Below are 464 nucleotides of genomic sequence, written 5' to 3' on the forward strand. Positions count from 1 at the left end.
ACCGGAAGGCGACTGGTCAGGGGCAGGGGGATTTGCTGACCTGACGCTGCAATTTACCACCTGTGCCGTGCGGCTGGCGAAAGGGCACCTGTTACCGCCGGGGGCTGCCCCGGAAACACAGGCGGCACAGAGTGTGTTATGGCAGGCCGTCGTGTTCTGGGCGGCATTGTTTTACCACCTGCCGTTGTTGCGGCAACTGGAAGGGGAACTGGATGACGGGCATTTTTGGCAGCCGGGTGTCTGTATCCCCGGTAACCCTTTTCGTTTCCGCTTTCGTACACCGGAAAATGCCCTGACGGTGCCACAGGAAGCCTTGCTGGCCGCCAGTTTGTTACCGGAAAAAGCCATCATGTGGCTGGTTTCCGTACCGGAAGCCTGGCATTGCCTGATGTTGCACCTCAATGGTCGCCTATATGAACGCATCCCGTTTGCAAGACAAAAATCATGTTGACATCGACGGTAGG

General features: G+C 57.5%; 1 protein-coding gene. It reads left to right on the forward strand.

Annotation, left to right across the window (positions count from 1 at the left end):
- Positions 1–451 (forward strand): TraI domain-containing protein (locus AB204_RS20540; protein ID WP_235428164.1); only part of this gene is annotated, 451 nt, incomplete at its 5' end.
- Positions 452–464: the final 13 nt, after the last annotated feature.

The sequence above is a fragment of the Xenorhabdus khoisanae genome (genome assembly GCF_001037465.1).
In the GTDB taxonomy this organism is placed as follows: domain Bacteria; phylum Pseudomonadota; class Gammaproteobacteria; order Enterobacterales; family Enterobacteriaceae; genus Xenorhabdus; species Xenorhabdus khoisanae.